Raw genomic sequence first — 23,560 nt, forward strand, 5'->3', positions numbered from 1 at the left:
GCGGCTCGCTAGTCGCGCGTACGCCCGGCCATCGCGTCCCAGAAACGATCCAGTTCACGGACGCGCATGCTCACCCAGGGCGGTGTCCTGCGGTGCAGGAGCCGGGGGAACCAACGGCGTACCCGGCCCGGCAGCAGGGCCTGCTGCTGGCGGCAGAACGGCTCGCGGATCTCTCCCCGGGGCAACCAGCCCCGGGGAGGGTACGGGCAGAGCTGGAACCTGCAGTCGGGCAGACAGGCGGATCCGGGTGCGGGCGGGGTGGATGTGCCGATCCGCAGTCCGGGACGCAGGGGCTCCCGGTTCGTGCGGATGCACGGCGGCAGTGGCGTACCGAGCTGCTCCGCGCGGGCCATGCGTTCCTCGACCTCGTCCGGATGCCCGTCGCGTTCGAGGAGGTTGAGCATGACCAGTACGTCGGCGACGAGGTGCTGGGCGCGCGGGTCGAGGGTGCTCCAGCCGACCGACGGCGGGATCCACAGGTTGTCCTTGCGGTAGCCCCCGGGGCGCTCGGCGCGGGCACCGATGTTGTCGGCGACACTCTTCTCGTCGATCCACAGGAACCGTTCGGGCTGTCCTGTCTCCAGAGCGAGGGCCACCAGATCACCCGTCTCGGCCACGAACGGATGCAGGCGGCGCCGGACCTGATCGCCGTTCTCTCCGGGCTGTCCCGGCGCCGCGCTCTCCGTGCCCGCCATGGACAGCCAGCGCTCCACCGTCTGTACGGCGGTGGCCCCACCGCGCGGCTGCACCGGCCGGGACCCGCGGGCACGGCCGCCGTTCGGCCCCGGCATGGCGTACCCCTGGCGGTCGCAGCCGGCGGCCATGTCCGCGAGCTCCCACAGGCACAGTGCCTGGAGCAGGCTGAGTTGCGCGTACCAGCACCGGGACTGTTGCAGCACGGTCTCCGCCTGGCGGATCAGGTCGATGCGACCGCCCGGGTAGGTGTGGGGGTGCCGTTGGCGTCGGTTGGCCGCGTACTTGAAGCCCTGGGCCAGCGCCGCTTCCAGGGGCAGCGGCAGGTCGGGGGTACCGCCGGTGAACTTCGGGTCCAGGTGGCGCAACCACTTGGCAAGGCGTTCCCGGGCCTCGTCGCGGTGGACCTCGTCGACCGAGCCCAGGAGCATCGGGAGCGTCCAGGCCCGTATCACGAACTCCCTGAAGAGAGCCACCCGCCGCTGACGGTAACGCCGGTTGAGCTCCTGCCGGTCGTGCTGCAGCCGCCGGATGTGCTCGGACGTCGCGGCCCGCCCGGACGCTCCGGCCGATCTCGCACGCCCCATACACTCGGCCCACGTCTCGTACTCCCGCCTCTTCCGGGCCCTCAGGTTCTCGAGACGGTTGTTGTACTCCTCCACGGGATCGCTGTTCAGGCCCACCCGCTCGCGGATCACGGCGAACGCCGCGTTGCCGCCGGCTCCGATCTCCTGGGCGACGGCCAAGCGGATGGAGTAGGAGGGTTCTTCGATGCCCAGCAGGACGAACTCCCAGTACAGCGGGGTGGTGTCGATACGGTCGCCGACCTTGCGCAGCGTGGCTCCGAGTTGCTTGATCAACCTCCGCTTCGCGTCCCTCAGGGTGCGCCGGTCGCCCTTGACGCCGGGCCAGCGCTCGCGCACCGCGGCGACGATGTCACCCAGCCGTCTCGGATCCTCCTCCCCGCTCTCGATCTCCAGAGCCGCCGCGTAGAGGTCGAGGGCTTTCGGGTCGTCCGTACGACGGCTCGCGGCCGCGCTCAGGCGGTGGGCCGGAGTGCGGCCCCGCACGGGTGCCTGCCGGACCAGTTCGGCGATCTCCCTGCGTATTTCGGCCCGGATCCCGCTCTCCTCCCTCCCCGCAAGGCCCGCCGACCGCGCGCGGGACAGCAGCACCAGGGCGATGAGCAGCTCACGGCTGGGACCGGGCGGCTGCAGTGCCTGCTCGACCAGTTCGCCGGCACCCCGCTCCCCCAGCTGGTTCAGCACACGGCAGCCGAAGTACGCCTGCATGATGCTGTGCGGGAAACGGACCCGGTGCTCGAAGCCCTCCACCAGCTTGAGCTTGCTCGCATGGGCCGTGAGGCGGGCGAGGCCGGCCCGGCACTGGTCCATGTTCCCCTCGCTCAGCCGTCTGCGTTCCTCGTCGCTGAGCCGCTGGCACAGCACGCCCCAGATGTGTTGCCGGTCCCACTGGGAGAGGACGTTCCCGCGCTTCCCGTACTGGTCGAAGGCACGGCCGGTCCACATGTGCTCCGCCCGCGCCCGGGCACGCCGCGCCGGCCCGGGGTGGAGGACCTCCGGGTCGAGCAGTTCGGCGAAGTCCACCTCCAGCTTGTCCTGGAGCAGTCCGGCGCAGGCCAGAGCCGAGACCGTTTCGAGGGCGTCGCGGCGCTCCTGCGGGGTCAGCGCGACGTCCTCGCGCAGTTTCCCCTCGCACAGCGCCTCGGCCCAGGTGTCCAGCAGCCACAGCCGCAGGGCGGCACGATCACGGCCACGGCCGTTCAGGTGCCGCGGATCGTCGCCCGGGCGATCCTGCTCCAGGGCTCCGCGCCGGTGGAGTTCACGGGCGATGTGGAGGTAGATGGGTGAATCGGTCACCTCCGCCGTCTCCACGATCCAGCCGAGCCGACGCTCGTCGGAGTCCGGTACGCCCGCTTCGACGAAGCGCAGCGCCGCCTCCTCGCCGAGCGGCTCCAGTTCGACGATCGCGGCGGAGGTGCTCTCCAGCGGACTGTGCGGACGGGATGCGATGACCAGGGGAAGCTTCTCCTCGTGGGCACGTTCGATGGCCTGGCGGATGACGTTGTCCCGGTTCTGCTGCTGACCGTCGTCCAGAAGGGCCTCTTCCAGCCCGTCGGCAAGGACGACCGGCTTGTCGTCGGCGAGGAGTTGTTGCCAGACCCGGTCGGTCTTGCTGCGCGCCAGGATGCCCTTGGGCGCCTCGTCGGTGAAGCGCCGCTTGGCCAGGTGTTCGAAGTTCAGGTCGGCTCCGTCGCCTGCGTCCCGCAGCCGGATCGGGACCGGTACGGCGTTCTGGCAGGCCAGGAGTTCGGTGAGCCGTACGAGGACGGCGGTCTTGCCCGCGCCGACCCCGCCGACGAGCAGATACGGCCGACGGGTGTCGCGCTCCCGCAGCCGCTCGGCGATGACCTGGGCGATCTCCTCCCGGCCCACGATCTCGGCGGTGTCGGGCCCGGCAGTGGGCACCAGTCTGCCGGGGTCCCGCAGCGCTTTGGTGAGGTAACGCCGTTTGGTCCAGCGGTACCACCAGAACAGGAAGAGCGCGGCGGCGATCGAGGCGGCGAGGATCGGACCGACGAACTTGAAGACGATGTCGAACGCCTGGCTTTTCTCCCGCCAGTGCTCGAACGGGGTGGTGTGGTGCACTCCCACGATGTACAGGCCCTCGATGCTCCACGCGAGCAGCGTGAGCACGGCGACCAGCCAGATCAGCCTGGTGACATTGGCGTAGGAGGCCCATCTGCGCCACTTCTTGGGGCGGGCGGTCCCCCGGCGGGCCTCCAGACGGATCGTCAGGGAGTGCCAGTGGCGGGCGAGACGGCGTCCGGCCCGGCTGCCCGTGCGTCTCAGACCAAGTGTCGCCATCGGCGCGGCGCGCGGTCGCTCCTTGCCGGGCGGGTGACGGACGACCCTCGTCATGGCGATTTCCTTCCGAGATCTGTGCTCGGGGCCAAGGAACTGAGGGGGCGACCACACCTAGTTCCATGGAATCACTCCCGCCGCTCCCCGCAACCCGGCCGCATCACGGCGGAAACACCGTGGCTGGGCCGTGGGGGCCTCCGGCAGACTCGGTGGCATGGACATCGCGATCCGGCCCGCCGACGCCGCCGAGTACGAAGCCCTCGGCGAGATCACCGCTCAGGCCTACCTCCGGGACGGCCTTCTCGACTTCGGGGAGAGCGACAGCTACCTGGGCGAGCTGAGAGACGTGGCCGGGCGGGCGGCCGCGGCCGACATACTCGTGGCCGTACGGAACGGCGCGCTCCTCGGCGGAGTCACCTTCGTCCCCGCCGGTGGTCCCATGGCCGACATCGCGCGCCCCGGGGAGGCCGAGATCCGGATGCTCGCGGTCGACCGCGCGGCCCGGGGCCAGGGTGCCGGCGAGGCACTCGTACGCGCCTGTGTCGAGCGGGCCCGCGCCACCGCGGGTTGCTTCCGCATCGTGCTCTCCACACAGCGCACCATGCTCGCCGCCCACCGGATCTACGAACGGCTGGGCTTCGTCCGCACACCCGAGCGGGACTGGAATCCGCTGCCGGAGCTGGACGACATCACTCTCCTCACCTACCAGCTGACGCTCTGACACCACCGCGACACAACATCTGGGGGTGACACGACAGCCCGGCACTAGATGTATGCTCATGCTCGCTGTCACCACAGGGGAATCCGGTGCGAATCCGGAACTGTCCCGCAACGGTGTACTTGCGCACATCTGTGCGCAGGAGTCAGTCCGAGGACCTGCCGACAGCACATCCGGCCATCCGGCCCGGGTGTTCTGACGTCCGGGCCTCGTGGAGTGGGCCGGGGACGCGACACGCGTGCGCTCGCCCGTGTGCTGCCTCCTGCCCTCCGCCAGGCCCTGTGCCGAGCGAGGGAGAGCCCCACGTGACCATCGCGCCAGCCGACCCGGCTTCAGCGACCATCTCTGTGGAAGAGAACGGTCCCGGAACCGCGCTGCTGCGGACCCTGACCGAGCTGACCGCCGACCTCCCCGACGCCGACCCCGGCCGGGTCGCCGCCGCCGCGCTGCGCGGCCGGTCCGCCCGGGCCGACGAAGCGGAGTTGCGCGAGCTGGCCACGGAGGCGGCCGCCGGCCTGATCTCGGAGGACCCCGCCTACTCGCGGCTGGCCGCCCGTCTGCTCACGGTCTCCGTCCGCGCCGAGGCCGCCTCGCAGGGCGTGACGTCCTTCACCGAGTCCGTGGCGGTGGGGCACCGGGAGGGGCTCATCGCCGACCGGACCGCCGAGTTCGTACGGCTCCACGCGGCCCGCCTGGACGCCCTCGTCGACCCGGACGCCGACGACCGCTTCGGCTACTTCGGGCTCCGCACGCTCCACAGCCGCTACCTGCTCCGGCACCCGATCACCCGGCGCGTGATCGAGACGCCCCAGCACTTCATGCTCCGCGTCGCCGCCGGTCTCGCGGAGGACGACACCCTGCGCGCACTGGACGAAGTCACCGCGCTCTACCGCCTGATGAGCCGCCTCGACTACCTCCCCTCCTCCCCCACCCTCTTCAACTCCGGCACCCGGCACCCCCAGATGTCGTCCTGCTACCTCCTCGACTCCCCGAAGGACGAGCTGGACTCCATCTACGACCGCTACCACCAGGTCGCCCGCCTCTCCAAGCACGCAGGCGGCATCGGTCTGTCGTACTCCCGGATCCGCAGCCGGGGTTCGCTGATCCGCGGCACCAACGGGCACTCCAACGGCATCGTGCCGTTCCTGAAGACCCTGGACGCCTCGGTCGCCGCCGTGAACCAGGGCGGCCGGCGCAAGGGCGCGGCCGCGGTCTACCTGGAGACCTGGCACTCCGACCTCGAGGAGTTCCTGGAGCTGCGCGACAACACGGGTGAGGACGCCCGCCGTACGCACAACCTGAACCTCGCGCACTGGATCCCGGACGAGTTCATGCGCCGGGTGAACGCCGACGAGCAGTGGTCCCTCTTCTCCCCCGCCGATGTTCCGGAGCTGGTGGACCTGTGGGGCGAGGAGTTCGACGCGGCCTACCGCAAGGCCGAGGCCGACGGCCTCGCGCGCAAGACCGTCCCGGCCCGTGACCTGTACGGCCGGATGATGCGCACCCTCGCGCAGACCGGCAACGGCTGGATGACCTTCAAGGACGCGGCCAACCGCACCGCCAACCAGACGGCGACCGCCGGCCATGTCGTCCACTCCTCCAACCTCTGCACGGAGATCCTGGAGGTCACGGACGACGGCGAGACGGCGGTCTGCAACCTGGGCTCGGTGAACCTGGGCGCCTTCGTGACCGGCGGGGACATCGACTGGGAGCGGCTGGACGAGACCGTCCGCACCGCCGTCACCTTCCTCGACCGGGTCGTCGACATCAACTTCTACCCGACCGAGCAGGCCGGCCGTTCCAACGCCAAGTGGCGTCCCGTCGGCCTCGGCGCCATGGGCCTCCAGGACGTCTTCTTCAAACTGCGGCTGCCCTTCGACTCGGCCAAGGCGAAGGCGCTCTCCACCCGGATCGCCGAGCGGATCATGCTCGCCGCGTACGAGGCCTCCGCCGACCTCGCCGAGCGCAACGGCCCGCTGCCGGCCTGGGAGAAGACCCGTACCGCGCAGGGTGTGCTGCACCCCGACCACTACGGCGTCGAGTTCACCTGGCCCGAGCGGTGGGCGGCGCTGCGCGCGCGGATCGCGACCACCGGCCTGCGCAACAGCCTGCTCCTCGCCATCGCGCCCACCGCCACCATCGCGTCCATCGCGGGCGTGTACGAGTGCATCGAGCCGCAGGTCTCCAACCTCTTCAAGCGCGAGACGCTCTCCGGCGAGTTCCTCCAGGTCAACTCCTACCTGGTGCAGGACCTCAAGGACCTCGGCGTGTGGGACGCCCGCACCCGCGAGGCGCTGCGCGAGGCGAACGGCTCGGTGCAGGACTTCGTGTGGATCCCCGAGGACGTACGACGGCTCTACCGCACGGCGTGGGAGATCCCGCAGCGCGGTCTGATCGACATGGCCGCCGCCCGGACCCCGTACCTGGACCAGGCCCAGTCCCTGAACCTCTTCCTGGAGACGCCGACGATCGGCAAGCTCTCCTCGATGTACGCGTACGCCTGGAAGTCGGGCCTGAAGACGACGTACTACCTGCGCTCGCGTCCGGCGACCCGTATCGCCCGCGCCGCCCAGGCCCAAGCCACCATCCCCGTCCAGCAGGCGACCCCCGAAGACGCCGTCGCCTGCTCCCTTGAGAACCCCGAGTCCTGCGAGGCCTGCCAGTAATGACCAGCGAGAACAAGAACCTGCTCGACCCGGGCTTCGAGCTGACTCTGCGCCCCATGCGCTACCCGGACTTCTACGAGCGCTACCGGGACGCCATCAAGAACACCTGGACCGTGGAGGAGGTCGACCTCCACTCGGACGTCGCCGACCTCGCCAGGCTCACGCCAGCCGAGCAGCACCTCATCGGCCGTCTGGTGGCGTTCTTCGCGACGGGCGACTCGATCGTCGCGAACAACCTGGTGCTGACGCTGTACAAGCACATCAACTCCCCGGAGGCGCGGCTCTACCTGAGCCGGCAGCTCTTCGAGGAGGCCGTCCACGTCCAGTTCTATCTGACCCTGCTGGACACCTACCTCCCCGACCCGGAGGACCGGGCGGCGGCCTTCGCCGCGGTCGAGAACATCCCCTCCATCCGGGAGAAGGCCGAGTTCTGCTTCAAGTGGATGGACTCGGTGGACAACCTGGACCGACTGGAGTCCAAGGCCGACCGCCGCCGCTTCCTGCTCAACCTGATCTGCTTCGCCGCGTGCATCGAGGGCCTGTTCTTCTACGGCGCCTTCGCGTACGTCTACTGGTTCCGCAGCCGGGGTCTGCTGCACGGTCTCGCCACGGGCACCAACTGGGTGTTCCGTGACGAGACGATGCACATGAGCTTCGCGTTCGACGTCGTGGACACGGTCCGCAAGGAGGAGCCGGAGCTCTTCGACGACGAACTCCGGCAGCAGGTCACCGACATGCTGCGGGAGGCCGTCGAGGCGGAGCTGCAGTTCGCCCGTGACCTGTGCGGTGACGGTCTGCCGGGCATGAACACCGAGTCGATGCGCCAGTACCTGGAGTGCGTCGCCGACCAGCGGCTCGGCCGCCTCGGCTTCGCTCCGGTGTACGGCTCGGAGAACCCCTTCTCCTTCATGGAGCTGCAGGGCGTCCAGGAGCTGACCAACTTCTTCGAGCGGCGCCCGTCCGCGTACCAGGTGGCGGTGGAGGGCACCGTCGACCTCGACGAGGACTTCTGAGCCGCCCGGGGCCGGCTACTTCAGGTCGAGTGCGTCCCCGGCCGACACCCTCATCGAGGTGGTCGTCGTGCCGGGGAAGTACCAGCGCCAGCTGCCCGCCGAGGTGACGGTCACCCTGGTGCTCAGCTTTCCGGCGCCGTCCGTCGTCACGGTCCGCACCGTGCCGTACTGGGCGGCGCCCTTCTTCCTGAACTGGAGCCTGACCTGCTGCCCGGGGAACCCGTGGTACTTCCGGTCCTCCCAGTTGGCCCGCGACAGCTTGCCGGTGACGGTCACCGCGGCGCCCTTGGCGACCTTCTCGGGCGCGATCACCGTGGTGAGCTGGGCGGCTCGCTTGACCTTGTACTCGGCGATGTGGTCGGAGATCCAGTAGTCGCCGTCGTTCGCCTTGACGGTGGCGTTGACCTGCCACACTCCGGCGAGCCTGTTGCTGTCGATGTCGTCGCTGTCGGCGATCCAGGCGGGGTCGATGGTCATCGTCGCCCGGCACACCGAGGTGGTCGCGCTCTTCTTCGTGCAGGACGAGTCGTCGTTCCAGTCCGCGAAGGAGTACAGGAGCGTCTTGCTGAAGGTGCTGACGTGCGTGAGCCCCTTCACCCCCGAGTTGTCCTTGACGGTGATGTCGATCGGGTACCGGATCGTCTTCGACGTGCCCACGATGACGTTCCCGCCGCCGTTGACGACGGTCTTCACCACCCGGATGTCGCCCCGCCCCTCCGCGTGCGCGCCGGTCGCCGTCGTCAGCACCAGGGCCGCCGCCCCGCCGGCCGCGGCCCAGGCCGTTCTGCCTCGCATAGTCCTACCCCTGTCGTGTGCGTGTCAGGAGAGGCTACGCAATCACAGACCTCCTGCGGTGTCCGGTCCTGCGACCGTGCCCGGCTTCCTCGGTCCGCCGCGCTTCCCTGATCTGCCGGTCGAGGCGCCTGTCGCGCAGGACGCCGAGCACGGAGGGGAGGGCCATGAGGACGAGGATCCCGAGGACCAGGACCATTCCGACGAGACCTTCGATCTGGTTTCCATTCATGGACACCACTGTGGCTCCGGACAGACCTGACCGTGAGTGGCAGGACTGCCGTACACCCTCGAATAACTGCCAGAGCCGAGGCAGACTGGCAGCATGCTGAAGAACGTGGCGACAGTTCTCCTGGACGGTGTGCACCCCTTCGAACTCGGAGTGGTCTGCGAGGTCTTCGGCCTCGACCGCTCCGACGAGGGGCTGCCGGTGTACGACTTCGCCGTGGTCTCGGCGGAGGGAGCGGCGCTCGGCACCCATGTGCCCGGCCTCACCGTCTCCACGCCGTACGGCCTCGACCGGCTCGACGAGGCCGATCTGATCGCGGTCCCGGCCTCCGACGCCAACATCGCCCGGGAGTATCCCCCTGAGTTGCTCGCCGCCCTTCGCCGGGCGGTGGACCGGGGTGCCCGGGTGCTCAGCGTCTGCTCCGGAGTCTTCGTGCTCGGCGCGGCCGGGCTGCTGGACGGGCGCCGGTGCGCGGTGCACTGGCGGCACGCGCAGCAGCTGGCCCGCCGCTTCCCGCGCACCCGGGTCGAGCCCGACGTGCTGTACGTCGACGAGGACCCGGTGATCACCTCGGCCGGTACCGCCGCCGGTATCGACGCCTGTCTGCACATCGTGCGCAAGACCCAGGGACCCGAGGTCGCCGCGAAGATCGCCCGCCGGATGGTGGTGCCCCCGCACCGGGACGGCGGACAGGCCCAGTACATCGAGCGCCCGCTGCCGGCGGGCCCCTGCGACACGGTCGGCGGGGTGCTGGCCTGGATGACGGAGCATCTGGACGAGGAGGTCACCGTCGAGCAGCTGGCCGCCCGCGCCCTGATGTCGCCGCGCACCTTCGCCCGCCGCTTCCAGCAGGAGACCGGCACCACGCCGTACCGCTGGGTCCTTCGGCAACGGGTGTTGCTGGCACAGGAGTTGCTGGAGGGGACGGACGAGACGATGGACGCCATCGCGGACCGCACCGGCTTCGGTACGGCGGCCGCGCTGCGGCACCAGTTCGTGAAGGCGCTGGGCACCACACCGAACTCCTACCGGCGCACGTTCCGGGGGCCGGAGGCCGCCTGAGCGCGCGCCGGTATCAGGAGGCCGTCACCAGGGCGCAGGCGTCAGCAGCAGGCGCTGGGGGCGCAGGGTGATGCCCACCCGGGTCGCGTCGTCCGACCCGGGGACCTGTTCGAAGCGGTACTTGGCACACAACGCCGCCGTGATCAGGCTCAGTTGGGTCATCGAGAAGTGGTCGCTGGGGCACTTGCGGTTGCCGACGCTGAAGGGGCTCATGGCGTGCTTCGGCACGTCCTTCGCCCGTTCCGGCAGCCAGCGGTCCGGGTCGAAGTCGAGGTGCCCGGTGTACGAGTGCGGGTCGCGCTGGACGGCGTAGGGGCTGTAGACGATGTCGGCGCCCGCCGGAATGCGATAGCCGCCGAGCTCGGTGTCGGTCTTGGCGCGCCGCGTCAATATCCATACGGCAGGACGCAGACGCATCGCCTCGACGACGACATTGTTGGTGTGCGTGAGCCGCCGAACGTGCTCAAAACCAACCGGTTGACCGCCCGTCACGGATTCGACCTCGGTCCGTACCTTCTCGGCGTGTTCCGGATGTTCGGCGAGCACCTGGAGCAACCACATGATCGTGGAGGCGACTGTTTCGCTGCCGGGGGTGAGTATCGCGACGACCTGGTCGTGGATCTCCTGTTCCCCGATGGGGTCGCCATTCTCGTCCTTCGCCGCGAGCAATGCCGTCAGCAAATCGTCCGGCTTTTGACCAGATGACCGGCGCTCGGCGACGATCTCGTCGACGAGGAGATGCAAATCGGCCAGTGCCCGGTTGAATTCACGGTTGGCGGGCAGCGGCAGCCGGTAGAGCGGGCCCAGTGGTACGACCATCCGTCGGTACATACCGCGGAAGACGCTCGCGAGGTCGACGCTGAGCCGCTCCGCGCGCTCGTCCATGTACTCGCCGCGCAGCAGGCAGCGGGCGGCGATACGGACGGCGACCCGGAAGGACTCGGAGGTGCAGTCGATCGTCTCGCCGGGCCGCCAGCGCTCGGTCAGCGCATGCGCCTCCTCCTCCATGACCGGCCCGTAGCCGGGGATCGCGGACAGGTTGAACGCGGGCTGGATCGTGCGGCGCTGGCGCCGGTGGCGGGGGCCGTTGGCGGTGGCCACGCCTTCCTTGCCGAGCAGTCCCTCCAGGGACTCCCACAGCGGGCCGGCGATGATGAAGTCGGGGTTGAGGGCGAGGGCCCCGGTGAGCGCCGGTGTGGTGACGGCGTACACCTCCTTGGGGCCGAGGCGCAGCCGCACCATGTCGCCGTGCTCGCGCAGCCGGGACATGAAGGCCAGCGGGTCGCGGACCAGCTTCCAGCCGTGACCGAGCACCGGCACCGCGCCGCCGGCGAGGGGCGGTTCACGCAGTTCGGTCGCACCGGTCGCACCGGTCGCTTCGGTCGCGCCGGTAGCTCCGGTCGGATCGGTCGGATCGGTCGGATGACTCGGTTCGGAAGTCTCCGCGGTCGCGGGCTTCACGGACTCGACGGTCATTTCTCACCTGCCGTTTCGTTGTCGACGTACGGGGGCGTGGACCGGTCGTCCCAGCTGTCGACCATGTATCGGCCGGATTCATGGTGGAACCAGTAGACGGAACTGAACCAGTTCCGCATATTGGCGACACAGGCCAGGACCGCGACACCGAGTTCCTTTCCGTGCACGGTGCCGTCATCGAGTTGCTCGGCGAGCCGAAGGGCGTCCTGCTCGGCGACCAGGAATTCGCGAATGCATTCCTCGACGCGTCGCCTGATTTCTTCGACCGCCTGTTCCAGACTCATTCCCTCGTGGGTGACGAGACTGATTCCGAGATTGTGCACCTCGTCGCCCGCCATTTCCTTCGGCAGCGAGCAGAGGTCGTTGTACCAGGCGGCGAATTCCTGGCTGAGCAGCGCCGGACGGCGGTATGCCGGGTGTTTCCTCACAGAGTCCGGGAGTTCGGTCCCGGCACTCGTTTCCAGCAGGTCCGTCCATATCCAGTGGGCGAAGGTGAGGCGCCGCAGGGCGAGGTACTCGTCGACCTTGGGAACGTATCCCTTCGTGCGATTGCGGAACTCGCGGTCGTATGCCTCGATCACCTGGTGGAAGTGCCCGGCGAACCGCCGGCTCCAGGTCTGCGGCAGGAACGAGTACAGCCGCGCGACGCTGTCCGCGAACCCGGCCACCAGGATGTCCGGGTGGTGCAGATGGTGCAGGGGGGCGTCGAGGGCCGCGTGCAGCCGGAATCGCAGCCGCCGCCAGTCCCCGGTCCGGCCGTGCACGACGTCACGGTCGTGCCGGTCGTCCCAGACGAAGAACCAGGCGCTGTAGTCGCATATCGCCTGGATCACCTCGTCTGAGGCGCCCAGGTAGTACCCGGCCATCAGGTCGGTGTAGCAAAGGCCGTCGGCATATTCATGCACCTTGTCCGCCGGCATCAGCCGTTTTTCCAGCAGCCAGAGGCGGGTGTTCTCCTGGAGCTGTGGCCAATACGGATGCAGTTGCCGGGGAAACTCGTCCTCGATCAACGGCAGGGCGAGTTGTGGTGGAACCGCGAGCGCCGTCGGCGTCGATGTGGTGCTGTGTGGGAAAGCATGCACGAACAAACCCCTCTCAGCCGCCAGGAGCGCACGCCCCTCCCGCGATGCCGGGCGTGCGCCGTTGTGTATCCCCGCACTTCTATTCAGCACCACAACTGACCGGTCTGGGAACGGATTTGCTTCACTCACTACCCCACAGTGCCGAGAATCTCCCCTTGCGTGACTGGTTGGGGATCGCTAGGGGCGCACAAAGGATCGAATGTACGACGGACAGATGAGCGAGCTTGACCGAACATGACGAACGCCTGGTCGAGACGTTCTCGACCAGGCGTCACAACGGCCCTTGTACGTCTCAGTCGTTGGCGACCACGGGGTAGCGTGGCTCGTTCTCGGCCATCTGGCGAAGCGCGTCCTTGCGCTCGCGCTTGGAGAGCCGGTCGATGTACAGGTAGCCGTACAGGTGGTCGGTCTCGTGCTGCAAACACCGTGCGAAGTAGCCGGTGCCGCGCACCTTGATCGGGTTGCCCTTCTCGTCCTGCCCGGTGACCTCGGCGTAGTCGGGGCGGGCGAGCGCCGCGTACGCGCCCGGCACCGACAGGCATCCCTCGTTGCTGTCGTCCAGCCGCCGCTTCTCGGCAGGCAGGTCGACGAGCTTCGGGTTGCACACCACACCCACGTGCCGGGCGCCCTCGTCGTCCTGGCAGTCGTAGACGAAGACCTTCAGGTCGACGCCGATCTGGTTGGCGGCGAGCCCGACGCCCTCGGCGGTCCGCTGGCTCGCGAACATGTCGGCGACGAGCTGGTCCAGCTCCGCGCCGAACTCGGTGACGTCCTTGCACTCCTTGTGCAGCACCGGGTTCCCGACGACGGTGACGGGCCGCGAGGTCCCCCGCTCACGCCAGGCGTTCTCGCGCTCCTCGGTTCCCTCGGTGTCGACGACGAATCCCTCGTCGTCCACGGGGAGCACGCCCGCGTGCTGCTGATCGGTGTCCTGCTGCGCCATGACCGACGATGCCTTCCTAAACCAAACAGGGAGTGATGTTGCTGATACAGGGTACGTGTCTGTCTTTAGGGGCGCGGGGAACTGCGCGAGCAACCACTCACGACCCGCGGTGATCCACCGGCCTCAGCAGACCTCTTCCAAATCCCGCCAATCCCGGGAGTCAGGGCTGTCCGCGACCCACCCGTCCAGCAACCCCCTCACCAGCGAAGCCGGCGCAGCCACCCCGCACTCCCGCTCCGGCACCCACAACTGCCCGTCGGTCCGATGCCCGAGCGGCCCGGGATGCCCCGGCTCGCTGTGGTCGTGGGGATCGAGGTGCACCCCGTCGCCCTCGTCGGACGGCATCCTCGACTCGGAGCACATCCGGCACAGCAACCGCACCGAAGAGGACCAGTCCTCCGCGGCGAACCCGGCGTCCCCGGCCAGCTGCTCCAGCGCGTCCCGGTCGGCCTCGGTCGCCGCCTCCAGCAGCACCACCCACGTCGGCACCGGCGACGGAGCCCACAGCTCGATCTCGTCGAAGACGGGGTACGCGTGCCCGGTCGCCGTGGTCCGTTCCCCGTGCGGCACGCCGTCGTGGAGCACGACCTCGCCCCAGCGCCGCCCGGACGAGGGCAGCGGAATGGACTGCACCTCGATACGGGCGGGGTCCAGCCGCCGCCCCCACACCACCTCGGCCTCCCCCTCCGGGGACAGCCGTACGGCGGCACTGCCCAGGTCCATGCCGTCCGGCTCGGCGGACGCGGTGGCGCCGCCCGGTACCCGCAGCCCGTACGCCTGCCAGGCCCGGCGGGCCAGCGGCCAGTCCTGCAGCGCGGTCGCCGCGATACCCACGTTCCACCAGTCGGGCGCCCCGGTCTCCCGGTCGAGCAGGGCCACCGCCCGCAGCCCCGCGGCGCGCGCCTGCTCCCAGTCGTGCCGGAACTTGTGCAGCAGGGCGAGGTTGAACCAGGACTCGGACAGCCAGGGTTCCAGATCGGCGGCGCGTGTCAGCAGCTCGCCCGCATCCTCGTACCGGCCGTCACCGATCAGCGTGAACGCGCGGTCGGTGGCCTGCCGCCAGGAGGCGGAGGGCCGGTGCCGTCCCTTGCCGAAGATCCTCACGATTCCCGCCTGCCAGTTCCATTTCCGCACAGTGGGCTGGCTTGTGCCCCCGGACATCACCCTCTCCCTCGCATCCAACCACGTACGGCGGGAGAGCCGCTCATTACCCATGGGTTACCCAGCCGCGCGCAAGGTCAGACAGTCCCTGGAGAGCACGCGCGCCAGCGACTCCACAACCTCGGGAGCGTAGTCCCCGGCGGTGGCCAGGCGTAACTCCTCCAGCGCGGTCAGCGGCCCGCCGGGCCCGGAATCCCGGGACTTCTCCTCGTACGCGTTGACGACCCGTACGATCCGCGCGGCGACCGGCTGCTCCCGGTACGGGTCGGCCTGCCGCTCCACGACCACGGCGACGGCCGCGTCCACCCCGGTCTGCCGTACGACCGCTCCGCCCAGCAGGGCGATCCGCCGCTGCTCCTCCGCCGGCAGTACGGCCGTGGCCCCGGCCTGCACCGGGTCGACCAGGCTGAGCTGGCCGATGTCGTGCATCAGCGCCGCGTACTCCAGCACGGTGAGCTCCGCTCCGGACAGCCCCAGGTCCCGCCCGACCGCCTGGCTCAGCGTGGCGACCCGGCGGGCGTGCCCGGCCGGGGTGTACCCCGCTATCTCGGTGGCGCGGGCGAGGGAGGCGATGGTCTGCCGGTAGGTGGCCCGGACGGCCGCGTACCGGCGCAGGGACAGCTGGGTGAGGAGGAGGGGCAGACAGAAGACGGGCAGCGCCCACAGCCCTACGACGGCGACGGCCAGCGCCATCACCGCGCCGGTGGCACAGACCGCGGACCCGATGCCGAGCAGCCCGCGCAGTTCGTCCCGCAGCAGCGGCCCGAACCGCCACCCGGTCCGCGAGTGCGCCTGTGCTGCCGCCAGCACGACGTCGCACAACGCGGTGAGCACGAGCAGCGCGATGAGCAGCAGCGCGTACGCCGGTCCGCCCCACTGCTCCAACACGCCCCTGCTGTAGAGGGGTTGGAAGCAGACGGCGGCGAAGCCGACGGTGAGGACGCGGCGGGCGAGATGGTCGAGGGTGGGCCGACGCCCGCAGGCTATATGGGGCACGCTGCCGAGCAGCGAGGCCGCGCACACGACGGTGACGACCTGAAAGGCCCCGTCGTGCGTGGCGACGCCGGCATCACCCCCCAGCAGGGCGTACGCCAGCCCCCCGGCGGCCCCGAGCGGCGCGGCCTCGCGCACCTCGGCCCCGGTCCACCGCCCCCACTCCCCGACACCGACGAGCACCCCGAAGGCAAGGGCGGCACCACGGTCGTCGAGGCCCGCCCAGAGTGTGCCGGCGAGACAGCCGAGAGCAAGGAGGAGAGCGGCGAGCCGGATGCCCCGCAGCGCGATCAAGGGGCGCCCCGGCCGACGCTCTCGCGGTCACCTTTCGGACGGCCGGAAGCGGGTGCGCCCGGTTGGCAGACGTCTGCGGTGACCGCGGGGTGCCAGCCCTCCTTGCCCAGCGCTCGCACGAGGGCGTCGACGACGCCCGCGTCGAACTGGCGCCCGGCGCAGCGTCGTAACTCCTCCACCGCAGCCCCTACCGGCCGGGCCCGGCTGTAGGAGCGCGTCGAGGTCATCGCGTCGAAGGCGTCGGCGACGGCCACCACCCGCGCGGACTCCGGGATCTGGCCGCCCGCCAGGCCGTAGGGATAGCCGCTGCCGTCGATGCGCTCGTGGTGGTGGAGGATCGCCGCGCGGGCCTCGCCGAGGAAGGAGATCCCGCGCACCATCTCATGGCCGTACTCGGGGTGGAGTTCGATGATCCGCCGCTCCTCGGGGGTGAGCGGGCCGTCCTTGCGGAGCAGCCTCGTGGGGACGCCCAGTTTCCCGACGTCGTGCAGGATGCCGGCGAAGCGGAGCACCTCCACCCGCTCGTCGTCCATGCCCAGCTCGCGCGCGATCATCACGGAGGCCTGTCCGACCCGCTCGCTGTGCCCCCGGGTGTACCCGTCCTTGATGTCGACGGCCTGGACCAGCGCGCGGATGGTCGCCTGGTGGGCGGCCTGCTCCCGGTGGTACTGGGCGAAGACCCACCAGGACACGCACATCGGCAGCAGCACGAGAAGCGCGGCGACGGGACCGTAGGGGCTGCGCCAGAGCACCGCCATCATCAGCCCGGCCAGCCCGTGCACCCCGATCGGCGCGAGGGAGCGGGCGAGGAGGCCGCGCCAGGCCCGTTGTACCGGAACCCTCCCCCGCTGCCCGAAAGGCGTGGGGGGTGCCCCCACCGCGACCGCCAGGATCCCGCCGTCGAGGAGGGCGAGGACCGTGCAGAAGGCGAGTACCGCCGCGGCGCACGGCAGCAGCGCGTACGGGAACTCGCAGCCCACCACCGCGTCCCGCCCGCCCAGAACCCAGTGCGCACAGCCGGCGCCCCACACCGCGAGGGCCAGTTCGGCGGCCCGCCACACCCGCCGTACCGCCTGCGGCCGCTGCTCGACGTGCGAGAGAAGGGCACCCGGCAGGGGTACGAGCGCGGCGGCGGCCGGCGGCAGCAGAAACGCCCCGGCGAGCAGCACCGGGTAGAAGGTGCCGCCGAGGCGTTTGCGCAGAACGTGCTCGCCGCCCGCGTACAGCGCGGCGAGGAGAGCCACCGCCGGCCAAGGCGTATGCGTACCCGGGAGCGGCAGCAGACAGGTCAGGGCGCTCAGGGCGACACCGGCCACGTAGGCGCGTACCCGTACCGGAACCGCCTCCATCACGCCCCTCCCCCGACTCCCCCGACCGTGCCCGTCCAGGCTCCGGAGCCTAGGGCGGCAGCCGGAGGGCCCGGGAGGTTATGACCGGAGGATTAGCACGTTCGGGTGAAGGGTCACCGGAGTGGCGACGCCCGGCGGGGAAGCGCTCAGCTCTCCTGCGGAGTGACGGGGGCGGCCGCCACGTCGTGCTCCGGGACCGTCTGCCCGGAACGGATCAGGTCAAGCCGCCCCAGCACCTTGGCCCGCAGGTCGCTCGGTACGTCGTCATGCCCGCAGCACCGCTTGACCAGCTTCTTCACGGCCTGCTCCAGCCCGTACTTCTCCAGGCAGGGGGAGCACTCGTCGAAGTGCTGCCTGAACTTGACGCGATCGACGTCCGGCATCTCACTGTCGAGGAACTCGTAGAGATGATCGAGTACCTCACTGCAGTCCGTCTCGTGCGGCTCTCCGCAGCTCATGAGCCCGAGCCTTTCGCTTCGTTCGACTCTCCGGCGCCGGCCGGGACGAGCCCGCGCTCACGGGCGTAGTCCTCCAGCATGCCGCGCAGCTGGCGCCGGCCACGGTGCAGCCGGGACATCACCGTACCGATGGGGGTCCCCATGATGTCTGCGATCTCCTTGTACGCAAAGCCCTCTACGTCAGCGAGGTAGACGGCGATGCGGAATTCCTCGGGAATCGCCTGCAGCGCTTCCTTGACGTCCGAGTCGGGCAGATGGTCGAGCGCCTGCGACTCCGCGGAGCGCAAGCCCGTCGACATGTGCGACTCGGCGCGGGCGAGCTGCCAGTCCTCGATCTCCTCGGCCGCGGAGCGCTGGGGTTCGCGCTGCTTCTTGCGGTACGAGTTGATGAACGTGTTGGTCAGAATGCGGTACAGCCAGGCCTTGAGGTTGGTGCCCTCGCGGAACTGGTGGAAGGACGCGTACGCCTTGGCGTAGGTCTCCTGTACCAGGTCCTCGGCGTCGGCCGGGTTGCGCGTCATGCGCAGCGCGGCCGAGTACATCTGGTCGAGGAATTCGAGCGCGTCCCGTTCGAAGCGCGCGGTGCGCTCCGCAGACGACTCCGCGCCCACGCCCTGGCCCTCGGGCTGCTCCGCCTGGCCGTTGTCGGTCCCTGCGTCGGTCCCAGTGACCGGACCCACCTCCTCAAGTTCCAGGGCAGGACCGAAACCGATCCCACTCGAATCGGAGGATAGAACACGACCCGTCCCTGCCGCCGCTCGAATAGGAGCGGTCTTGGCCGCATGCAGCACGGACCAGTCCAGGTCAATGCGGCTGTCGCGGCTCGGGCAGATGGTCGAACCCATGCGGCGGACTTCCTCTCGTACGGCGTCGGCGCTGGTGTCCCAGCACTTCTGTCCGCCTCAACAGTGGTCCGTCACTCAACATTCCCGGGCGTTACCCGAGTGACGTGGCCCACCCGACGACCGCGTCCGTGATGATCGCCACTACCTGTTCCGGCCCGATGTCCGCCCGTTTGGGTACCGCGAAGCCGTGATCGGCGCCCGGCACCTCGACGAGTCCGTACTCCCCCTCCGGGAACTCGGCCGGTTTCCCGAACGGGTCGTTCCCGCCCTGCACGACCAGCGTGGGCACGCCGGCCCCCAGCAGCTCCTCGGCACGCGACTTCTCCGGCTTCCCCGGCGGGTGCAGCGGAAAGCTCAGGGCGAGTACGGCCGCGGCCCCCAGCTCCGTCGCCGTACGGCAGGCGACCCGGGCCCCGGCACTGCGCCCGCCGGACACCACCGGCAGGCCCTTCGCGGTGAGCGCCGGCCACACCCCACGCCAGCCCGCGTCGAGCGTCTTCGGCGCGGGCGCGAGCTTCTTCCCGGCGACCCGCCAGGGCTGCTCGACGAGCGCGACGGTCACGCCGTGGGCGGGAAGGACGGCGGCGACCGCCTGGAGGTCACGGGCCTCGATCCCGCCGCCCGCGCCATGGCCGACGGCGAGCACCAGCCGCGCCCGCTCCGCCTCGCACCAGGTGATGCGGGCGTCCCCCGCCTCCGTACCGACGATCTTCGAGGTAGTCACCTGAGAAGGCTAGAAGAGTGTGCCCTCCTCGGGCCCCTCCAGCTCCTTCAGCAGCTCCGGGCCGTTGTTGCGGACGTTGCTCACGGCCGTGGAGACCGGGTAGGCCCGCATCAGGCCCTCCGGCGGCGGGGCCAGCAGCGAGCGCAGGTCCTCGACGTCCGTGTGCGCCGGGTCGAGCCAGGCGTCCCAGCGGTCGGGCGTGAGCATCAGCGGCATCCGGGGGTGGATGTCCGCCAGGGTCCGCGGCCCCTCGGCCGGGGCGACCGCCAGCGGCGCGGTCTCCGCCTCCGTGGTGATCACCGAGCAGGTCGCCCACCAGGCCAGCGGGTGCTCGTCGGGCAGTGTCCGGTCCCGCCAGAACTCGTACAGCCCCGCCATGGCGAACACCGACCCGTCGGCGGGCAGCACGAAGTACGGCTGCTTGCGCGGCCGCTTCTTCTTGCCCTCGACCTCCAGGTCGCGTTCGTCCTTGGCGGTGACCCACTCGTAGTAGCCGTCGGCGGGCACGATGCAGCGGCGGGCGGCGAAGGCGCGGCGGTACGACGGCTTCTCGTGCACGGTCTCGGCCCGCGCGTTGATCATCCGGGCGCCGCCCTCGGGGGTCTTGGCCCAGGAGGGCACCAGCCCCCACTTGAGTTTGCGCAGCTGGCGAACCGGGCGGCGGTCCTCGGCGTCTTTCAACGGACGGTCGAGGACGGCGTAGACCTCCTTGGTCGGCGCCACGTTGTAGTCGGGCTCCAGGGTCTCCTCGGGCTCCCACTTCTCGATCTCAAAGACTCCTGCGAGATCCTCGGGCCTACGACTGGATGCATACCGTCCGCACATACGTGCAACACTGCCAGACTCCACACCACCAGAGGGAGCAACGCCGGACCATGGACAGCCTCGCCGCCCTCGCGCTGCCCGACCTCTGGGACCGGCTGACCGGCACCCAGCCCGACCCTGATCTCTGGGTCGTGCTCGCGACCCTGGTCGCCGCGCTCGCGGTGGTCGTCCCGCACAACCTGTGGCGGATATCCCGCAACGCCATCACCATCGCCCACGAGGGCGGTCACGGTCTGGTCGCCCTGCTCACCGGGCGCCAGCTCACCGGCATCCGCCTGCACTCCGACACCAGCGGCCTCACGGTCAGCCGGGGCAAGCCGCACGGCATCGGCATGATCCTCACGGCGGCGGCCGGATACACGGCCCCGCCGCTGCTGGGCCTGGGCGGGGCGGCTCTGCTGGGCGCTGGCCGCATCACCCTCCTCCTCTGGGCCGCCACGGCGCTGCTCATCGTGATGCTGGTGATGATCCGCAACGCCTACGGCGTCATCACGGTGTTCCTGACGGGCGGCGCGTTCCTGCTGGTGTCCTGGCTGGCGGGTCCCCAGGTGCAGGCGGCGTTCGCGTATGCGGTGGTGTGGTTCCTGCTGCTGGGTGGGGTACGCCCGGCGTTCGAGCTGCAGGCGAAGCGCTCCCGGGGCGGCGCCGGCGACTCGGACGCGGACCAGCTGGCCCGGCTCACCCATCTCCCGGCGGCCGTATGGCTGTTCCTGTTCCACACGGTGTCGCTGTGCTCGTTGATCGGCGGGGGCAGGTGGCTTCTTCACATGTGACAAGCCCCGAAGGGGCGATGTCACAGGGGCGCGGGGCTGTACCGATATGCGGCTCCGCCGCACGGGCGCGACCAGCCCCCACGACGCGGCACCTGACCACCGGCCTTCCCGCAAAGCGGCGCCGCACCCGCCCACCGGCTGATACCTCCCCTTGCCACTAAAGTGACCCCATGGCCGCAAACCCCACCGCACCAACCGCCCTCTGGCCCGCCCCCCACGCGCGCGGAGCCGTCGATGCGACGGTCCACGTGCCCGGGTCCAAGTCGGTCACCAACCGCGCCCTCGTCCTCGCCGCCCTCGCCTCCGAACCCGGCTGGCTGCGCCGCCCCCTCCGGTCCCGCGACACCCTGCTGATGGCCGGCGCCCTGCGCGCGATGGGCGTCGGCATCGAGGAGGGCGTGGGCCCCGACGGCTCCGGTGAGGCCTGGCGGGTGATCCCCGCGGGGCTCCGCGGCCCCGCCACCGTCGACGTCGGCAACGCCGGCACGGTGATGCGTTTCCTCCCGCCCGTCGCCACCCTGGCCGCGGGCGACATCCGCTTCGACGGCGACCCCCGCTCCTACGAGCGCCCCCTGCACGGTGTGATCGACGCGCTGCGCGCCCTCGGCGCCCGCATCGACGACGACGGCCGGGGCGCGCTCCCGCTGACCGTGCACGGCAGCGGCGCGCTGGACGGCGGCCCGGTGTCGATCGACGCCTCGTCCTCCTCCCAGTTCGTGTCGGCCCTGCTCCTGTCCGGCCCCCGTTTCAACCAGGGCGTGGAGGTCCGCCACACCGGCGCGACGCTGCCCTCGCTCCCCCACATCCGGATGACCGTCGACATGCTGCGCGCGGTCGGCGCCCAGGTGGACACCCCCGAGTCGGGCGGCGAGCCGAATGTCTGGCGGGTCACCCCGGGTGCCCTGCTCGGCCGCGACCTGACCGTCGAGCCGGACCTCTCCAACGCCCAGCCGTTCCTCGCCGCCGCCCTGGTCACGGGCGGCAAAGTGCTGATCCCGGACTGGCCGTCCCGGACGACCCAGCCGGGCGACCGGCTGCGCGAGATCTTCACCGAGATGGGCGGTTCCTGCGAACTGACCGAGTACGGCCTGGAGTTCATCGGCTCCGGCCGGATCCACGGCATCGACGTCGATCTGGGCGACGTCGGCGAGCTCACCCCCGGCATCGCGGCGGTCGCGGCCCTCGCCGACTCCCCCTCCACCCTGCGCGGGGTCGCCCACCTCCGGCTGCACGAGACGGACCGGCTGGCCGCGCTCACCAAGGAGATCAACGAACTCGGCGGTGACGTCGCCGAGACCGCCGACGGCCTGCACATCCGCCCGCGCCCGCTGCGCGGCGGGACCTTCCACACCTACGAGGACCACCGCATGGCCACCGCCGGTGCGATCATCGGCCTGGCCGTGGACGGAGTGCGGATCGAGAACGTGGCGACGACGGCGAAGACCCTGCCGGACTTCCCCGACCTGTGGACCGGAATGTTCGAAAGCGGCGGGGCGTAGGGGCGTACGACCATGCGCCGCTACGGCAAGCACACCGACGAGGACGACATCCGCAGCCGTCCCAACCGCAAGGGCACCCGGCCCCGTACGAACATCCGCCCCGCGCACGAGGACGCCGCCGAGGGCATGGTCCTCACCGTCGACCGGGGCCGGCTGACCTGCCTGGTCGACGACCGCACGATCCTCGCGATGAAGGCCCGCGAACTGGGCCGCAAGGCGGCGGTGGTGGGAGACCGCGTCGCCCTGGTCGGCGATCTGTCCGGCAAGAAGGACACCCTGGCCCGGATCGTCCGCATCGAGGAACGCTCCTCCGTGCTCCGCCGCACCGCAGACGACGACGACCCGTTCGAGCGGGTGGTCGTCGCCAACGCCGACCAACTGGCGATCGTCACCGCCCTGGCCGACCCCGAGCCCCGGCCCCGCCTCATAGACCGCTGTCTGGTCGCGGCCTTCGACGGCGGCCTCACCCCCCTCCTGGTCATGACCAAGTCGGACCTCGCCCCGCCGGACAAACTCCTGGAGCTGTACGGCCATCTGGAGATCCCCTACGTGGTCACCAGCCGCGAGGAGCTGGAGACGGGCGATGCGGCCCAGCGGGTCCAGGAACACCTCGACGGCAAGATCACCGCGTTCGTGGGCCACTCCGGCGTGGGCAAGACAACGCTGGTGAACGCGCTCGTCCCCGAGGACCGCCGTCGTACGACGGGCCATGTGAACGCGGTGACCGGCCGCGGCCGCCACACCACGACCTCCGCCCTCGCGCTCCCGCTCGCCGGTGAGGACGGCTGGGTCGTCGACACCCCGGGCGTCCGCTCCTTCGGTCTGGCCCATATCGATCCGTCCCGGGTGATCCACGCGTTCCCCGACCTGGAGCCCGGCACCGTCGACTGCCCGCGCGCGTGCAGCCACGACGAGCCGGACTGCGCGCTGGACCAGTGGGTGGCCGAGGGCCACGCGGACCCGGCCCGTCTCTACTCGCTGCGCCGGCTGCTGGCCACACGGGAGCGCACGGAAGGCGACTGACCACCGCGTTGTTTGTCCTGGCCCGAGTTCGGTAAGTGCATAATCGCACCGAGCCGG

Annotated in this window: 20 protein-coding genes and 1 riboswitch; of the genes, 7 read left to right on the forward strand and 13 right to left on the reverse strand. The window is 70.4% G+C overall.

Going from position 1 to position 23,560, the window contains the following annotated elements; genetic code table 11:
• Window positions 1–8: 8 nt before the first annotated feature.
• Entirely contained in the window at window positions 9–3,635 is a 3,627-nt protein-coding gene (locus EDD90_RS19510) for an ATP-binding protein (protein ID WP_123974251.1), read from the reverse strand.
• A gap of 157 nt (window positions 3,636–3,792) precedes the next feature.
• Here EDD90_RS19510 and EDD90_RS19515 point away from each other — a divergent pair, with 157 nt between their 5' ends.
• The 3 genes from EDD90_RS19515 (at window position 3,793) to EDD90_RS19525 (ending at window position 7,975) form a co-directional block, all read left to right on the forward strand.
• A complete protein-coding gene (locus tag EDD90_RS19515) occupies window positions 3,793–4,299 on the forward strand; it encodes a GNAT family N-acetyltransferase (RefSeq protein WP_123974252.1) in 507 nt (168 codons plus the stop codon).
• Between the two features lie 45 nt (window positions 4,300–4,344).
• A riboswitch (cobalamin riboswitch) is annotated at window positions 4,345–4,477 on the forward strand.
• A gap of 124 nt (window positions 4,478–4,601) precedes the next feature.
• A complete protein-coding gene (locus EDD90_RS19520; protein WP_123974253.1) occupies window positions 4,602–6,962 on the forward strand; it encodes a ribonucleoside-diphosphate reductase subunit alpha in 2,361 nt (786 codons plus the stop codon).
• Window positions 6,962–7,975 carry a ribonucleotide-diphosphate reductase subunit beta gene (locus tag EDD90_RS19525; protein WP_123974254.1) on the forward strand — a complete coding sequence of 338 codons (1,014 nt, stop codon included), beginning with the start codon at window positions 6,962–6,964 and terminating at the stop codon, window positions 7,973–7,975. The genes EDD90_RS19520 and EDD90_RS19525 overlap by 1 nt, the downstream gene beginning before the upstream one ends.
• A 15-nt stretch (window positions 7,976–7,990) precedes the next feature.
• Here EDD90_RS19525 and EDD90_RS19530 read toward each other — a convergent pair whose 3' ends face one another.
• Both EDD90_RS19530 and EDD90_RS19535 read right to left on the reverse strand, forming a co-directional pair.
• Complete coding sequence (locus tag EDD90_RS19530; protein WP_123974255.1) at window positions 7,991–8,770, reverse strand: hypothetical protein; 780 nt, start codon at window positions 8,768–8,770, stop codon at window positions 7,991–7,993.
• Window positions 8,771–8,804: 34 nt separating this feature from the next.
• On the reverse strand, window positions 8,805–8,999 hold the full coding sequence (locus EDD90_RS19535) for a hypothetical protein (protein WP_260327945.1): 195 nt from the start codon (window positions 8,997–8,999) through the stop codon (window positions 8,805–8,807).
• A 93-nt stretch (window positions 9,000–9,092) separates the two neighbouring features.
• Here EDD90_RS19535 and EDD90_RS19540 point away from each other — a divergent pair, with 93 nt between their 5' ends.
• A complete protein-coding gene (locus EDD90_RS19540) occupies window positions 9,093–10,058 on the forward strand; it encodes a helix-turn-helix domain-containing protein (RefSeq protein WP_123974257.1) in 966 nt (321 codons plus the stop codon).
• Between the two features lie 24 nt (window positions 10,059–10,082).
• On the opposite strand, the gene EDD90_RS19545 is transcribed toward EDD90_RS19540, so the two are convergent.
• From EDD90_RS19545 to EDD90_RS19590, 10 genes are all read right to left on the reverse strand, one after another.
• Window positions 10,083–11,534: a cytochrome P450 gene (locus tag EDD90_RS19545; RefSeq protein ID WP_260327946.1), complete on the reverse strand. Its 1,452-nt coding sequence runs from the start codon at window positions 11,532–11,534 to the stop codon at window positions 10,083–10,085.
• The gene (cyc1, locus tag EDD90_RS19550; RefSeq protein WP_123981388.1) at window positions 11,531–12,616 is read right to left on the reverse strand and encodes an epi-isozizaene synthase; all 1,086 of its coding nucleotides are present in this window, start codon (window positions 12,614–12,616) and stop codon (window positions 11,531–11,533) included. The genes EDD90_RS19545 and cyc1 overlap by 4 nt, the downstream gene beginning before the upstream one ends.
• A gap of 292 nt (window positions 12,617–12,908) precedes the next feature.
• Entirely contained in the window at window positions 12,909–13,559 is a 651-nt protein-coding gene (def, locus tag EDD90_RS19555; protein WP_123974258.1) for a peptide deformylase, read from the reverse strand.
• Window positions 13,560–13,682: 123 nt separating this feature from the next.
• Window positions 13,683–14,663 (reverse strand): hypothetical protein, encoded by a 981-nt coding sequence (locus EDD90_RS19560; RefSeq protein WP_123981390.1) that lies wholly within the window; start codon window positions 14,661–14,663, stop codon window positions 13,683–13,685.
• A 114-nt stretch (window positions 14,664–14,777) separates the two neighbouring features.
• A complete protein-coding gene (locus EDD90_RS19565) occupies window positions 14,778–16,007 on the reverse strand; it encodes an HD-GYP domain-containing protein (RefSeq protein WP_123974259.1) in 1,230 nt (409 codons plus the stop codon).
• Window positions 16,004–17,356: an HD-GYP domain-containing protein gene (locus tag EDD90_RS19570; protein WP_123974260.1), complete on the reverse strand. Its 1,353-nt coding sequence runs from the start codon at window positions 17,354–17,356 to the stop codon at window positions 16,004–16,006. Before EDD90_RS19570 ends, EDD90_RS19565 begins: the two co-directional genes overlap by 4 nt.
• A 146-nt stretch (window positions 17,357–17,502) precedes the next feature.
• Window positions 17,503–17,814, reverse strand: coding sequence for a mycothiol system anti-sigma-R factor (rsrA, locus tag EDD90_RS19575; protein WP_123974261.1), 312 nt, complete (start codon window positions 17,812–17,814; stop codon window positions 17,503–17,505).
• Window positions 17,811–18,494 (reverse strand): RNA polymerase sigma factor SigR, encoded by a 684-nt coding sequence (sigR, locus tag EDD90_RS19580; protein WP_221305112.1) that lies wholly within the window; start codon window positions 18,492–18,494, stop codon window positions 17,811–17,813. The genes rsrA and sigR overlap by 4 nt, the downstream gene beginning before the upstream one ends.
• Window positions 18,495–18,750: 256 nt before the next feature.
• Window positions 18,751–19,383, reverse strand: coding sequence for an alpha/beta family hydrolase (locus EDD90_RS19585; protein ID WP_123974263.1), 633 nt, complete (start codon window positions 19,381–19,383; stop codon window positions 18,751–18,753).
• A 9-nt stretch (window positions 19,384–19,392) separates the two neighbouring features.
• Window positions 19,393–20,208, reverse strand: coding sequence for an SOS response-associated peptidase (locus tag EDD90_RS19590; RefSeq protein WP_123974264.1), 816 nt, complete (start codon window positions 20,206–20,208; stop codon window positions 19,393–19,395).
• A 50-nt stretch (window positions 20,209–20,258) separates the two neighbouring features.
• Here EDD90_RS19590 and EDD90_RS19595 point away from each other — a divergent pair, with 50 nt between their 5' ends.
• The 3 genes from EDD90_RS19595 to rsgA all read left to right on the forward strand — a co-directional run bounded on the left by EDD90_RS19595 (window position 20,259) and on the right by rsgA (window position 23,503).
• On the forward strand, window positions 20,259–20,981 hold the full coding sequence (locus EDD90_RS19595) for a M50 family metallopeptidase (protein ID WP_123974265.1): 723 nt from the start codon (window positions 20,259–20,261) through the stop codon (window positions 20,979–20,981).
• 170 nt (window positions 20,982–21,151) lie between these two features.
• Window positions 21,152–22,480, forward strand: coding sequence for a 3-phosphoshikimate 1-carboxyvinyltransferase (aroA, locus tag EDD90_RS19600; protein ID WP_123974266.1), 1,329 nt, complete (start codon window positions 21,152–21,154; stop codon window positions 22,478–22,480).
• Window positions 22,481–22,492: 12 nt separating this feature from the next.
• Window positions 22,493–23,503 carry a ribosome small subunit-dependent GTPase A gene (rsgA, locus tag EDD90_RS19605; protein ID WP_123974267.1) on the forward strand — a complete coding sequence of 337 codons (1,011 nt, stop codon included), beginning with the start codon at window positions 22,493–22,495 and terminating at the stop codon, window positions 23,501–23,503.
• Window positions 23,504–23,560: the final 57 nt, after the last annotated feature.

Origin of the sequence: Streptomyces sp. Ag109_O5-1, assembly GCF_003814875.1 — a bacterium.
Classification (GTDB): Bacteria; Actinomycetota; Actinomycetes; order Streptomycetales; family Streptomycetaceae; genus Streptomyces; species Streptomyces sasae.